Source organism: Leisingera sp. CC-HEC096 (genome assembly GCF_059429235.1).
Map to the genome: position 1 here is coordinate 2,879,121 of NZ_JCAIJS010000001.1, position 12,730 is coordinate 2,891,850.

The following is a 12,730-nucleotide window of genomic DNA, read 5'->3' on the forward strand; positions in this document are numbered from 1 at the left end:
TGATCTCATGACCCGCGTATATGCTCTTCTTGCCGTTGCCTTTGTTGCTGCCTTGGTTGGCGGCGCCTGGTTCCTGACGCGCGGGGGCAGCGGGGGTGACAAATTCGCACAGTGCCGCAGCAGCCAGATTGCGGGCGGGGCGGACACCATCGGAGGGGCATTCGAACTGGTCAATGCCAAGGGTGAGACGGTTACTGACAAAGACGTAATCACCGAACCGTCGATCGTCTACTTCGGATACACCTTCTGCCCGGATGTCTGCCCGATGGATTCGGCCCGCAATGCCGATGCCGTCGACGTTCTGGCCGAGCGTGGCATCAGCGCGACGCCGGTATTCATTTCCATCGATCCGGACCGCGATACCCCTGAAGCGGTTGGCGATTTTGCCGCGAACCTGCATGAAAAGATGATCGGGCTGACCGGCTCGCTGGAGCAGGTGAAGGCCGCCAGCAAGGCTTACAAGACCTATTTCAAGAAGAACGAAGGCGACGAGGACTACTACCTGGTCGACCATTCCACCTTCTCCTATCTGGTGCTGCCCGAGGAAGGTTTCGTGGAATTCTTCCGCCGCGACGAAACCGCAGAGCAGATGGCCGACAAGGCCGCCTGTTTCATTGAAAAAATCTAAAGCAGGATAGCTGTTTGACCTTTCCCCTTGCCCGGACATATTCTTGCGTGAACTGAAATACTTCGCGGAGGACCGGGCATGGCCGAAACTGCTCTGCAGGACATTGGACCCGATAAATCGCTGCTGCTGGTCGATGATGACGAGCCGTTCCTGCGGCGTCTGGCCAAGGCAATGGAGAAACGCGGCTTTGAGGTGGAAACCGCAGGCTCTGTCGCTGCCGGCAGTGCCATCGCAACCGCCCGCCCGCCGGCCTATGCGGTTGTCGACCTGCGGCTGGAAGACGGCAATGGGCTGGATGTGGTCGAGGTGCTGCGCGAAAAACGCCCGGACAGCCGGGTAGTGGTACTGACCGGCTATGGCGCCATCGCAACGGCGGTGGCTGCGGTCAAGATCGGCGCGACGGATTATCTGTCCAAGCCGGCCGATGCCACCGACATCATGAACGCGCTTCTCACTACCGAGGATGAGCTGCCGCCGCCGCCGGACAACCCGATGAGCGCGGACCGGGTGCGCTGGGAGCATATCCAGCGGATCTATGAGCTGTGCGACCGCAACGTTTCAGAGACCGCCCGGCGCCTTAACATGCACCGCCGCACTCTGCAGCGGATCCTGGCCAAGCGCAGCCCGCGCTGAGCCTCACAGCCGGCCCATTAACTCCGTATGGCGGCGCATGAACGCCATGCGGGTTTCCACCGGCGGCCGCAGCATAATCTTCAATCCATCCACGATCTCAGGCTTCGGACGGCCGAAAAACCGGCTGGCCTCCTGCTCCGAAAACCCTGCGATCTGCACCGCCTCCATCCAGGCGCTGACCTTGTCGGCGCGTTTGATTTGCGCCTTCACTGTCTTGGGCAAAGCTGCCGGCAAGCCGAACCGCAGATGAATGGCGGCCGTCAGCCGCTGGTCCAGATCGCCATAACCGGGACCCACCGCGGCTTTGACCGGTGAGATCATGTCGCCGATCACATATTCAGGCGCATCATGCAGCAGCGCTGCCAGCCGCCATTTGACCGGCGCCTTGGGGTTCAGACGGGCAAAGATATCTTCGACCAGCAGCGAATGCTCCGCCACCGAATAGGCGAAATCCCCCTGTGTCTGACCGTTCCAGCGCGCCACGAAGGCCAGCCCGTGGGCGATGTCCTCGATCTCGATGTCCACAGGGGTCGGATCCAGCAGGTCCAGGCGGCGGCCGGAGAGCATGCGCTGCCAGGCGCGGGCGGGTTTGGCGGGCATCGAAGGTGTCCTGTCGCAGAATTCGCCCCATTGACTACCTGTTGAGCGGCACCCGGGCAATGCCTCGAACTTCCGGATGTTCACGGTCCGGACACGGATGAGAACCAGGTGTTTATGCGCCGTGAATTTGAAACCAGTGCGTTCTGACCCAATATTATAAGGGTACAAGGGGCACCGCCCCCTCACGCGGCAAACCCCTTTCGTGACGTGACACAGAATGGAAAGGAGTTTGTCATGTTCAAAAGACTGCTTGGTATTTCTCTGCTTTTTGGCATGGCCGCGACTGCGCCGCCTGCCTTGGCTGCCAGCTGCGGCGACCGCACGATGATGACCGAGAAGCTGGCAAGCGGATATTCCGAACGGCTGACCGCCGGCGGATTGCAGAAAGGCCGCACCGAGGCCACTGTGATTGAGGTCTGGGCGTCGGATGAAACCGGAACTTTTACCGTTCTGGTGACACACGCAAACGGGATCAGCTGCGTTGTCGCGACCGGATCCTCATTCTTCCACCTCCCGGAAACAGAGCCGGATCCGGGCACGCCAAGCTGAATTAGCGGTTTGACAGGCTCTCCCCCCTACAGCCTGACCATTTGCAAAAAGCCAGAGCCTTCGGCTCCGGTTGCGGGTATCTTCGTTGAATATCAACACATGCAGTGTTAGGCCCTGCAGCTAGTGTACACGTAACCGGAATGGAGCAGACTATGGCCGGGGATTATATCGTCAAGGACATCGCGCTGGCCGGATTCGGCCGCAAAGAGCTGGATATCGCCGAAACCGAAATGCCGGGGCTGATGGCCTTGCGCGAAGAGTACGGCGAAAGCAAACCGCTTAAGGGCGCGCGTATTGTCGGCTCGCTGCACATGACTATTCAGACCGCGGTTCTGATCGAAACCCTCGTGGCGCTGGGCGCAGATGTGCGCTGGGCGTCCTGCAACATCTTCTCGACCCAGGACCACGCTGCCGCGGCGATTGCCGAAGCCGGCATCCCGGTCTTTGCGATCAAAGGCCAGACGCTGGAAGAGCATTGGGACTACCTGGATAAATCCTTCATGTTCCCTGAAGGCGCCAACCTGATCCTCGATGACGGCGGCGATGCCACCCTGTATGTGCTGCTGGGCGCGCGTGCCGAAGCGGGCGAAGACATCATCCCGGTGCCGCAGTCCGAGGAAGAGGCCGTCATCAAGGCGCAGATCTTGAAGCGCATGGAAGCGTCGCCCGGCTGGTTCACCAAAACCCGCGACGCGATCCTGGGCGTGTCCGAGGAAACCACCACCGGCGTCCACCGCCTGTATGATCTGCAGAAGAACGGCCAGCTGCCGTTCCCGGCGATCAACGTCAACGACTCGGTCACCAAGTCCAAGTTCGACAACAAATACGGCTGCAAGGAATCGCTGGTCGACGGCATCCGCCGCGCGACCGACACCATGATGGCCGGCAAGGTCGCCGTGGTTTGCGGTTACGGCGACGTGGGCAAAGGCTCCGCTGCCTCCCTGCGCGGCGCCGGCGCCCGGGTGAAAGTCACCGAGGCTGACCCGATCTGCGCCCTGCAGGCAGCAATGGACGGTTTTGAAGTGGTGCTGCTCGAGGATGTCGTGTCTTCCGCCGATATCTTCATCACCACCACCGGCAACAAGGACGTGATCCGCATCGAGCACATGCGCGAGATGAAGGACATGGCGATTGTTGGCAACATTGGCCACTTCGATAACGAAATCCAGGTCGCCAGCCTGCGCAACCACAAATGGACCAACATCAAGGACCAGGTGGACATGATCGAGATGGCCTCGGGCAACCGTATCATCCTCCTGTCCGAAGGCCGCCTGCTGAACCTCGGCAACGCCACCGGCCACCCGTCCTTTGTGATGTCGGCTTCCTTCACAAACCAGGTTCTGGCCCAGATCGAACTGTGGACCCGCGGCGACAACTACGAAAACCAGGTCTATATCCTGCCCAAGCACCTGGACGAGAAGGTCGCGCGCCTGCACCTCGGCCGTATCGGCGTCAAGCTGACTGAGCTGAGCGCTGAACAGGCCGCCTACATCGGCGTCAAGCCGGAGGGCCCGTTCAAGCCGGAGCATTACCGCTACTAATTGTGCTTATCGCGCTCCAACCAAAGGCCCCGCCATTTGGCGGGGCTTTTTCGTTTCACCGGGCCGTCCGGACCGAATTGGAAACGGCAAAACAGCTTGCGGGCAAAAGGTTCCGTAGCGGTGCGTGATTCAGGGTATCAATTTCGTGATGGAACGTGCTTAGCGGGTGCCGCGTTGCCTCAGCATCAACAACTTTTGGCTGAGGAGAAAAATCATGATGACCCAAATGAAATCGAATGTCCGTGTGCTGGTGACTGCTGCGGCTGCTGCGCTGGTCGCAGGTGCCGGTTACGCGGCGGGCAATGATACCTTTGCGACTGCGGACGCCCCGATTATTCTGGCTGCCAATGAAGACGATGCTCCGGGCGCGTCCGCTGGCGCCGATCGCTCCCGCACCTTCGGCAATGAAGGCGAAGGTACTGTGCTGGAAGAGACCGGCGATGCTGATACCGTGACTGAAACCAGCGATAGCGACCCTGCCGGCGCCTCCGCCGGCGTGGACCGTTCGCGCACGCGTGACGGTGTCGAAGGGACCGAACCTGTTGCGGGTTCGAACATCAGTGAAACAGCGGAGACCACGAACAATCCTGAACTTCCGGCCGCAAGCGACTAAGACGGCGTCACAAAAGAAGGCGCTTGCAGTGTCAGTTGCCGGGAACGTCTGAGTAACAGCGCAGTCACGCCCGGAAGATGTATCAAAAACCACAGGCTGGGGCGTCTTTAGCAAAGACGCCCCTTTTGCGTCGCCGGAGGCCAGATCACTACAGTCGGCGGAGATCAAGCTTAAGGTTGAAGTTGAAATAGCTTGTTCGCGGCTACATGTTATTTAGCTCACATTGTCCGGGTTATTGCTTTGCGGAATCGCGATTTCACCCGCTATACAGGAGTCACCGGCCAGGACGGCCAGGAACCAGATTTTTTCATACGCGTGTGGTGGATAGTGGAGCACGCGGGGTGGAAGGGAAGGTCCTGTTTGTCCGCAGGTCCTTCCCTTTTTCATTTTAGAACAGCGTCAGAACCAAACCCGCGGCCGCGCAGGCGAGCGTCGCATAACCGCCGTCAATCAGCGTCAGCTTCACCGGCCGCATGCCGTACATGTTGTTCAGCGCAATCCAGGGGCTGATGAAGAACAGGCCGATGCCGGCGCCGCCGATCAGCCCGGCGCCCAAGGTCTCAATGCCGGACAGGCTGAATACATGGCGCATCATGCCCGCGACGATCAACTGCAGGACGAAGGCCATCGCAAAGATCATCGGGCTTTGGCCACCATTAGGCTTGCCGGTTTCGTCGCATTCAACGCCGGAAGCCTCGACCCAAGGCTTGGCCAGGGCGCCGTAATATACTGCCCCCAGCACAAATGCTGCCGCTGCCGCCGCAATCACACTCAGAAATTCCATGATGCTCCCCTCAATGGTTTCAGCCACTTGAGAGCAGAGTGGCAGATCAGCCGGGATCTGTCTCCCCCAGCGCGCAGACAGCGGCCCATTCCGCCTCGCTCACCGGCTGCACCGACAGGCGTGAGTTTTTCACCAGCACCATCTCTTCCAGCCGCGGATCGGCTTTGATCTGATCCAGGCTAACCGGCTTGGCAAAGGGGCGCACCGCCTTGATGTCGACGCACTCCCAGCGGTCGTCCTCGGTGGTGCTGTCCGGGTGCGCCTCGGCACAGACCTCGACGATGCCGACCACGGATTTTTCCTTCTGCGAGTGATAGAAGAACCCGCGGTCGCCAATGTTCATTTCGCGCATAAAGTTGCGTGCCTGGTAGTTGCGCACGCCGTCCCATTCCTCACCCGCGTCACCTTTGGAGACCTGGTCATCCCAGCTCCAGGTGGAAGGTTCGGATTTAAACAGCCAGTAGCGCATCAGCCGATAACTTTCTTCCAGGTGATCAGTTCGACAGCTTCAAACAGTCCGGCCTTGTTATAGGGATCATTTGCCGCCCATTCCTTGCCTGCTGCCATGTCTTCGACGTCCAGGATAATCAGAGAGCCGGCCATATTACCATCCTGATCCAGCAGCGGACCCGCCTGCGCCACGGCGCCGGTGTCGTTAATATAGGCCAGATGGGCGTCGCGGTTGTCCAGACGGGTCTGCAAATAGCCGGGTTTGTCGCGGGCGATCAATGCGATGAGCATTTTATTCCTCTTTTAGCGGTCTTTTAAGCAATTGAGCCGCCGCTTCGGCAATGGTCAAGCGCTGATCGAGCAAATTGGTTACCGTCTGCGTGATCGGCATATCCAGCTGCATCTTCTGCGCTTGTTCAGCCACCGCATGCGCAGTTGCGGCACCTTCGACCGTGATACTGGAATCAAAGGCCTCGCCGCGCCCGATCGACAGGCCCAGCCGGTAGTTGCGGGACAGGTCGGAGGTGCAGGTCAGCGCCAGATCGCCAAACCCCGAAAGCCCGGCCATCGTTTCGGACTTGGCGCCGCAGGCCAGCGCCATGCGCTGCATTTCCGCATACCCGCGGGTCATCAGCGCGGCGCGGGCGCTGTCGCCCAGCCCGGCGCCAATCACCGCACCGCAGGCGATCGCCATCACGTTTTTCAGCGCCCCGCCCAGTTCGGCACCTGTGGTGTCATTGGTACGGTAAAGGCGCAGGTTTGCGGTGGTCAGCTGCTCTTGCAGCGCTTTACACAGGGCTGCGTCGCCGCAGGCAAGCGTCAGCGCGGTCGGCAGGCCGCGGGCGATATCCGCGGCAAAGCTCGGGCCGGTCAGCAGCGCCGCCGGCGACTCCGGGAGCGTTTCCTGAATGACTGCGACCGGACCAAGCCCGGTGTGCAGCTCAATACCCTTGCAGCAGGCCACCAGGGTCTTTGCGGTCAAATGCGCCCGATGCTCTTGCAGGACGCTGCGCAGCTTCTGCATGGGGACCGCCAGCAACAGCACCTCTGAACTGCAAGCCTGGGTGATATCCCCAGTAGCGGTGAGGGGGGCAGGCAGGTCAACACCGGGCAGGCGGGCCTCGTTCCGGCGGCTGTCCTGCATTGCTTTGGCGTGATCCCCATCGCGCGCCCACAGGGTCACCGGCCCGTTGCCGGCCAGCGAAATCGCGAGCGCAGTGCCAAAGGCACCGGATCCAAGAACCGAAACTTTCATGCTTTGGCTCCTTTACGGCCGGATCCGATCAGCGCCGGGCTGCTTTGGTCCAGCGGCCAGCGGGGGCGGGCGGTCAGGTCCAGACCATCGCGTGCCCCGGTTTTGAAACGCTCGAGCCCGGCATAGGCAATCATCGCGGCGTTGTCTGTGCACAGGCGTAGCGGCGGCGCGGTGAAGGCGGCGCCGGCCTCAGCGCAAACAGTCTCTAATGCAGCGCGAATAGCGGTGTTTGCCGCGACACCGCCGGCGACGGCGACGGTTGGCGCCGGGGGCTGTTCTTTCAGATACAGGCGGATGGCGCGGCGGGTCTTCTCCGCCAGGGTGTCCACGACGGCGGCCTGGAACCCCGCACACAGGTCAGCCCGGTCCTGGCGGGTCAGGCCGCCTTTCTCAGCCACGATCTGATCGCGCATCCGCATCAGGGCGGTCTTCAGTCCGGAAAACGACAGGTTGCAGTCCGGCCGGTCCAGCAAAGGCCGCGGAAAGCGGAACCGCTTGGGATCACCGTTGTCCGCCTCAGCCTGCACGGATGGGCCGCCCGGCTGCGGCAGGCCCAGCAGGCGGGCGGTCTTGTCGAAGGCTTCGCCGGGGGCGTCGTCGATTGTACCGCCCAGGCGGGTGAAATCCTCCGCCCCGCGTACCAGCAGGTACTGGCAATGCCCGCCAGAGACCAGCAGCATCAGGTACGGATAGGCAACCCCATCGGTCAGCCGCGGGGTCAGCGCATGGCCTGCCAGATGGTTCACCCCGATCAGCGGCAGGCCTGTCGCGGCGGCAATCCCCTTGGCGCACATCACGCCCGACATCACCCCGCCGATCAGCCCCGGGCCTGCGGTCACGGCGACGGCATCCATGTCCTTCAGGGTCAGCCCGGCCTCTGTCAGCGCATCCCGCACGCAGATGTCCAGCTTCTCGGCATGCGCGCGCGCGGCGATCTCCGGCACCACGCCGCCAAAGGCGCTGTGCAGCTCGGTCTGGCCGAAGACGACTGACGACAGCACCTCGGGTTGCGCGCCCTCTGCCCGCCGCACCACCGCGGCGGCCGTGTCGTCACAGCTGCTTTCCAGCCCCAGAATGGTCAGGGTTTTTGTCATGGCCTTACCGTTGCATCGAATTGCCGCCGGGGCTACCACCTATGAGGCCTGCAAACAATCCCGGGAGCCCCGCGATGGTGCCTTTGCTGATGACACGCCCGCTGGCGGCGGCAGAGCGGTTCGTGACCAGCCTGCCCGAAGCGGCGCGTGCCGGGCTGCGGGTGATCTATGCGCCGCTGATGGAGATCCAGGCGGCGAAGGTACCTGTGCAGTTGGACGCTATGGAAGGTGTAATTTTCACCTCCGCCAACGGGGTCGAGATCGCTTCACGTGAAACCGCCGCGCGCCTGCCGGCCTATTGCGTGGGGGAGCGCACGGCCCGTGCCGCAGCCAAGGCGGGCTGGCAGGCGTCCTGCTTGGGGCAGTGCGCTGAGGAACTGGTTCAGGCGTTGCTCAGCCAGCGCCCCAAGGCGCCGCTGCTGCATCTGCGCGGCGCACATGCACGTGGCGACATTGCCGGGCGGCTCACCAGCGGCGGCATCCCCTGCCGGGAGCAAATCCTGTATGATCAGGTGCTTCTGCCGCTGACCGAAGAGGCCACGGCCGCGCTTGCTGCGCAAACCGATGTGATCGTGCCGCTTTTCTCTCCCAGAACTGCGCGTCATTTTGCCAATCTGTGCGGGAATGCCTCGCATTTGCATCTGATTGCCCTCAGTCCGGCGGTGGCAGAGCCGCTGAAAGGCTTGAATTGCAAGACGTTGCGGGTCAGTAAGACGCCGGACGCTGCGGCATTGGCTGCTGCTGTCCTTGTTGCCGCAGCGCAGCTGTCGCAGCTTGAGGGGGACCGGCGCGCAGAGTAGTGTCCAGCGTGTTCGCAGGAATGTATTTTAGGAATCGAGGGGGAGGCCGGCGTGGCTGACAAGAAAACTCCGGAAGACGTTACTGAGCCTGGCCCCGGTGAATCAAAGCCGGCTGACGAAATCACGGAAGCGTCCGAGGTGGATGTGACCGAGGAGCGTGCCGGCGAGGCGGTTGACACGCCGGCGGACTCAGATTCCCCGCTTTCCGAGACCGAGACCGAGACCGAGACCGAGACCGAGACCGAGACCGAGACCGAGACCGAGACCGAGACCGAGACCGAGACCGAGACCGAGACCGAGACCGAGACCGAGACCGAGACCGAGACCGAGACCGAGACCGAGACCGAGACCGAGACCGAGACCGCATTTGTGTCTCCCTTCGAACGGGAGACGCCGCAAGAGGACACCCCGGCTGAGCCTGCGGAACCTGCCGCCGCGGCAGAGGCACAGCCGCGCGAAATCGAGCGGGTGGTGGAAAAGCGCGGCGGCTTCGGCGCAGCCCTCTTGGGCGGTGTGGTGGCTGCGGGGATCGGCTTTGTGGCCGGACAGAGCGGCTGGCTCGACTCCGTGCTGCCGCAATCGCTGAAAGGCAGCAGCGTGGATCTGACCGCGCTGGAAACCAGCCAGGCGGAGATGCAGGCGGCGCTTGCCGCGCTGAAGCAGCAGGTTGAGGACAACCGCGCCCCTGACCTTGCTCCGCTCGCCGAACGCACCGGTACCCTCGCCGCAGAGGTTGCAGCGCTGAAAGAGGCGCAAACCGCTGAGTCCCCGGATGAGACGCTGCGCGCGGATCTGGAGGCCCTGGCCGAACGCGTGTCAGCATTGGAAACCCGCCCGCTGGAAGGCGCATCGCCTGAAGCGGTTGCGGCGTTTGAGGCAGAGCTGGGCAAGCTGCAGGAGAGCCTCGCGGCGCAGCGGGCCATAGTCGATCAGAAGCTGGCCGAAGCAGAGGAAATGGAGACGGCCAGCGCCGAAGCCGCCCGCATCGCCAGCGCCCAGACCCAGCTGGCGCAGCTGCGGTCCGCCTTGGACAGCGGCAACAGCTATGACTCCAGCGTGCAGCAGCTTGAACTTTTGGGCGTCGAAGTGCCGCCAGAACTTGCCGGACCGGCGGAAACCGGTGTGGCCACCCTGACCGCCCTGCGCGACGGGTTCGCCCCGGCCGCCCGCGAGGCGCTGGCCGCCGCCCGCGAAGAGGCAAAAGGCGGCGGCAGCCTGATGGATTATGTGAACCGCCATCTTGGCGCCCGTTCCGTAGCGCCGCGCGACGGCGATGATCCGGATGCCATCCTGTCCCGGGCCGAGGCCGCCGTGGCCGCAGGCCGCATCGAGGAGGCGCTGGCCGAACTCTCCGCGCTGCCGGAAACCGCCCGCGCTGCTCTGACCGGCTGGGAAGCGGCGGCAAACGCGCGGGTGGCAGCGGTGAACGCTGCCGCTGATCTGGCCCAAAGCCTGCAAGCCAAATAAGGAAGCCGCCATGCTCTGGTCGTTGTTGAAGATCCTCGTATTTGTCGCGATTGTCGCGCTTCTGGCATTTGGCGCGGGCCTGTTGATGGAAACCGCCGGCGGGGTGCAAATCACCGTTGCCGGCACCGAGTACACCCTCAGCGCGCTGCAATCGGTGATCGCGCTGGGCGTGCTTGTGGTTGCGGTCTGGCTGTTTCTCAAGCTGCTGTCGCTCTTGGTGGCCACGCTGCGCTTCCTGAACGGTGACGAGACCGCCCTGTCGCGCTATTGGGACAAGGGGCGTGAGCGCAAAGGCTACCGGGCCCTGTCCGAAGGCCTGATGGCGCTGGCCTCCGGTGAAGGACGGCTGGCCCTGGCCAAGGCGGCGCGCGCGGAAAAATACCTGCAGAACCCTGAGCTGACGGACCTGCTGGTGGCGCAGGCTGCGGAAATGAGCGGCGACTCTCACAAGGCGGCGGAGGCCTACAAACGGCTGCTGTCGAACCAGCAGACCCGCTTTGTCGGGGTGCGCGGGATCATGAAGCAGAAACTGTCCGAGGGCGATACCGACACCGCCCGCCAGCTGGCCGAGAAGGCGCTGGCGCTGCGGCCCAAGCATGAAGAGGTGCAGGACACCCTTCTGCGCCTGCAGGCCCAGGCCGAGGATTGGGCCGGTGCCCGCAAGACGCTGTCGACCAAGCTCAAGACGGGCACCCTGCCGCGCGATGTCTACAAGCGCCGCGATGCGGTGCTGGCACTATCGGCCTCCAAAGGGGTGATCGACGAAAACGCCACGATCGAGCAGCGGGAGCAGGCGATCGAGGCCAACCGTCTGTCGCCTGACCTGGTGCCCGCCGCGGCGATGGCGGCCCGTGCCTACCTCGCCAAGGGCAAGAAGCGCCCGGCGGTCCGGCTGCTGAAAAAAACCTGGCAAAGCCAGCCGCACCCGGATCTGGCCCACGCCTTTGCCGAGGTCGAGCCGGACGAAAGCGCTGCCGAGCGCGTCGCGCGTTTCGACCAGCTGGCCCGGCTCAACCCTCAGGATGACGAGACCCGTCTGGTTATGGCGGAGCTGAACATCGTGGCGGAGGACTTCCCCGAAGCCCGCCGCTGGCTGAGCGATTTGACGGAGCGGGCCCCGGACGCGCGGGCGCTGACGCTGATGGCAGCGATCGAGCGCGGCGAAGGCGCGGATGACAAGGTGGTGCAGGGCTGGCTGGCCAAGGCGCTGACGGCTCCGCGCGGGCCGCAGTGGGTTTGCACCAATTGCAACCATATCCATGCGGAATGGGAGCCGGTCTGTGAGCATTGCACCAGCTTTGACACCCTGTCTTGGAAGCGCCCGGAGACACCGGAGGTTGCCAGCCATGCGGCGGCACATATGCTGCCGCTGATCACCGGTGCGCTGGACAACAAGCAGACTGACACAGCGGAAGATGCGGAAGAAGCAGACTTCGCGGAAACCGGCCTGGACTCTGAAGGGGAGCCGGAAGCGGAGCGGCAGGACGCGGTAAAAGAGCCGAACTGATAATTTTGGAAAGACTGCGAACGGCGGGGGCTTCCCTGCCGTTCTGCCCGTTTACCGGCATAGACCAATAAGCATTATAAACAGCGTTGCCGGACCGGAAAGGCGCCGTGCGGTTCTGCAGATTTTGTGACTGATGCAGGGGGATGGTGCCCAGGAGAGGACTCGAACCTCCACGTCCATACGGACACTAGCACCTGAAGCTAGCGCGTCTACCAATTCCGCCACCTGGGCAGGTGTCGTGTGACCGGCGTATAAGGCGGTTCGCAAGGGGCGTCAAATGGAAAACGGCAGCACATGCAGGGCCGCTGCCTGGAGCTGCTTAGCGCTGCACCGTGAAATTCATTTTGGCCGCTACAAATGTCAGGAATCTGGTCCACGCCAGCTCCGCTTCGGTACTCCAGTCCGGACCAAGTGTTTCCGAAAGGGCGCCTGTGAAGCCGAGGATAAAGCCCTTGAAATGCGCATCTGACACTTCCCGCTCGCGGTGCTTTTCCCCCTGCTGCCTGAGGATTTCATTCAACCGCGCGGAATCGTCCAGCGCTTCTGCAATATGGGTCAGGATGGCCAGCAGCTTTTCCTCCTGCCTAGTCATATCGCGGGAAAACAGGGGGCGGACTTCGGGGCAGGCGGCAAAGAACTTGGCGTAGAAGGCGGTGGCGAAGGTATCAAGATCCATTCGCTCGCTCTCGAAACTTTTGCGGACCAGGGATTTGTCATTTTCACTGATCATATGAGCTGACCTCTTTAAACCGACAATTAAACCGCCAAAACAGGTGTTTCGGGTACACCAAATTGCCTTAACCCTGAGG

General features: G+C 62.6%; 15 protein-coding genes and 1 tRNA gene. 8 read left to right on the forward strand and 8 right to left on the reverse strand.

Going from position 1 to position 12,730, the window contains the following annotated elements; all coding sequences use genetic code 11:
* Positions 1–7 precede the first annotated feature (7 nt).
* Positions 8–628, forward strand: coding sequence for an SCO family protein (locus tag AC5STI_RS13795; RefSeq protein ID WP_490397866.1), 621 nt, complete (start codon positions 8–10; stop codon positions 626–628).
* Between the two features lie 78 nt (positions 629–706).
* On the forward strand, positions 707–1,261 hold the full coding sequence (locus tag AC5STI_RS13800) for an ActR/PrrA/RegA family redox response regulator transcription factor (protein ID WP_475048571.1): 555 nt from the start codon (positions 707–709) through the stop codon (positions 1,259–1,261).
* A 3-nt stretch (positions 1,262–1,264) separates the two neighbouring features.
* On the opposite strand, the gene AC5STI_RS13805 is transcribed toward AC5STI_RS13800, so the two are convergent.
* Positions 1,265–1,861, reverse strand: a complete 597-nt coding sequence (locus AC5STI_RS13805) for an HD domain-containing protein (protein WP_495447073.1) — start codon at positions 1,859–1,861, stop codon at positions 1,265–1,267.
* A 234-nt stretch (positions 1,862–2,095) separates the two neighbouring features.
* On the opposite strand from AC5STI_RS13805, the gene AC5STI_RS13810 reads away from it, so the two are divergent.
* The 3 genes from AC5STI_RS13810 (at position 2,096) to AC5STI_RS13820 (ending at position 4,564) form a co-directional block, all read left to right on the forward strand.
* Entirely contained in the window at positions 2,096–2,410 is a 315-nt protein-coding gene (locus tag AC5STI_RS13810; protein ID WP_475048575.1) for a hypothetical protein, read from the forward strand.
* Positions 2,411–2,562: 152 nt separating this feature from the next.
* Positions 2,563–3,951 (forward strand): adenosylhomocysteinase, encoded by a 1,389-nt coding sequence (ahcY, locus tag AC5STI_RS13815; RefSeq protein ID WP_495447074.1) that lies wholly within the window; start codon positions 2,563–2,565, stop codon positions 3,949–3,951.
* Between the two features lie 214 nt (positions 3,952–4,165).
* Positions 4,166–4,564: a hypothetical protein gene (locus AC5STI_RS13820; RefSeq protein ID WP_495447075.1), complete on the forward strand. Its 399-nt coding sequence runs from the start codon at positions 4,166–4,168 to the stop codon at positions 4,562–4,564.
* Between the two features lie 388 nt (positions 4,565–4,952).
* Here AC5STI_RS13820 and AC5STI_RS13825 read toward each other — a convergent pair whose 3' ends face one another.
* From AC5STI_RS13825 to tsaD, 5 genes are read right to left on the reverse strand one after another with little or no spacing between them, the layout of a single operon-like run.
* The gene (locus AC5STI_RS13825; RefSeq protein WP_495447076.1) at positions 4,953–5,348 is read right to left on the reverse strand and encodes a DUF1761 domain-containing protein; all 396 of its coding nucleotides are present in this window, start codon (positions 5,346–5,348) and stop codon (positions 4,953–4,955) included.
* Positions 5,349–5,394: 46 nt separating this feature from the next.
* On the reverse strand, positions 5,395–5,817 hold the full coding sequence (locus AC5STI_RS13830) for an EVE domain-containing protein (protein WP_259971312.1): 423 nt from the start codon (positions 5,815–5,817) through the stop codon (positions 5,395–5,397).
* The gene (locus tag AC5STI_RS13835; RefSeq protein ID WP_495447077.1) at positions 5,817–6,089 is read right to left on the reverse strand and encodes a YciI family protein; all 273 of its coding nucleotides are present in this window, start codon (positions 6,087–6,089) and stop codon (positions 5,817–5,819) included. The genes AC5STI_RS13830 and AC5STI_RS13835 overlap by 1 nt, the downstream gene beginning before the upstream one ends.
* A 1-nt stretch (position 6,090) precedes the next feature.
* Positions 6,091–7,053 carry an NAD(P)H-dependent glycerol-3-phosphate dehydrogenase gene (locus tag AC5STI_RS13840; protein ID WP_495447078.1) on the reverse strand — a complete coding sequence of 321 codons (963 nt, stop codon included), beginning with the start codon at positions 7,051–7,053 and terminating at the stop codon, positions 6,091–6,093.
* Entirely contained in the window at positions 7,050–8,147 is a 1,098-nt protein-coding gene (tsaD, locus tag AC5STI_RS13845; protein WP_495447079.1) for a tRNA (adenosine(37)-N6)-threonylcarbamoyltransferase complex transferase subunit TsaD, read from the reverse strand. Before tsaD ends, AC5STI_RS13840 begins: the two co-directional genes overlap by 4 nt.
* Positions 8,148–8,221: 74 nt before the next feature.
* On the opposite strand from tsaD, the gene AC5STI_RS13850 reads away from it, so the two are divergent.
* The 3 genes from AC5STI_RS13850 to AC5STI_RS13860 are packed head-to-tail and all read left to right on the forward strand — an operon-like array spanning position 8,222 to position 11,921.
* Complete coding sequence (locus tag AC5STI_RS13850; RefSeq protein WP_495447080.1) at positions 8,222–8,947, forward strand: uroporphyrinogen-III synthase; 726 nt, start codon at positions 8,222–8,224, stop codon at positions 8,945–8,947.
* A 51-nt stretch (positions 8,948–8,998) separates the two neighbouring features.
* Positions 8,999–10,414 carry a COG4223 family protein gene (locus tag AC5STI_RS13855; protein WP_495447081.1) on the forward strand — a complete coding sequence of 472 codons (1,416 nt, stop codon included), beginning with the start codon at positions 8,999–9,001 and terminating at the stop codon, positions 10,412–10,414.
* Between the two features lie 10 nt (positions 10,415–10,424).
* A complete protein-coding gene (locus AC5STI_RS13860; protein ID WP_495447082.1) occupies positions 10,425–11,921 on the forward strand; it encodes a heme biosynthesis protein HemY in 1,497 nt (498 codons plus the stop codon).
* A gap of 144 nt (positions 11,922–12,065) precedes the next feature.
* On the opposite strand, the gene AC5STI_RS13865 is transcribed toward AC5STI_RS13860, so the two are convergent.
* Together AC5STI_RS13865 and AC5STI_RS13870 are read right to left on the reverse strand one after the other, a co-directional pair.
* A tRNA-Leu gene (locus tag AC5STI_RS13865) sits at positions 12,066–12,152 on the reverse strand.
* Positions 12,153–12,240: 88 nt separating this feature from the next.
* Positions 12,241–12,651 (reverse strand): globin domain-containing protein, encoded by a 411-nt coding sequence (locus AC5STI_RS13870; protein WP_495447083.1) that lies wholly within the window; start codon positions 12,649–12,651, stop codon positions 12,241–12,243.
* Between the last annotated feature and the right edge of the window lie 79 nt (positions 12,652–12,730).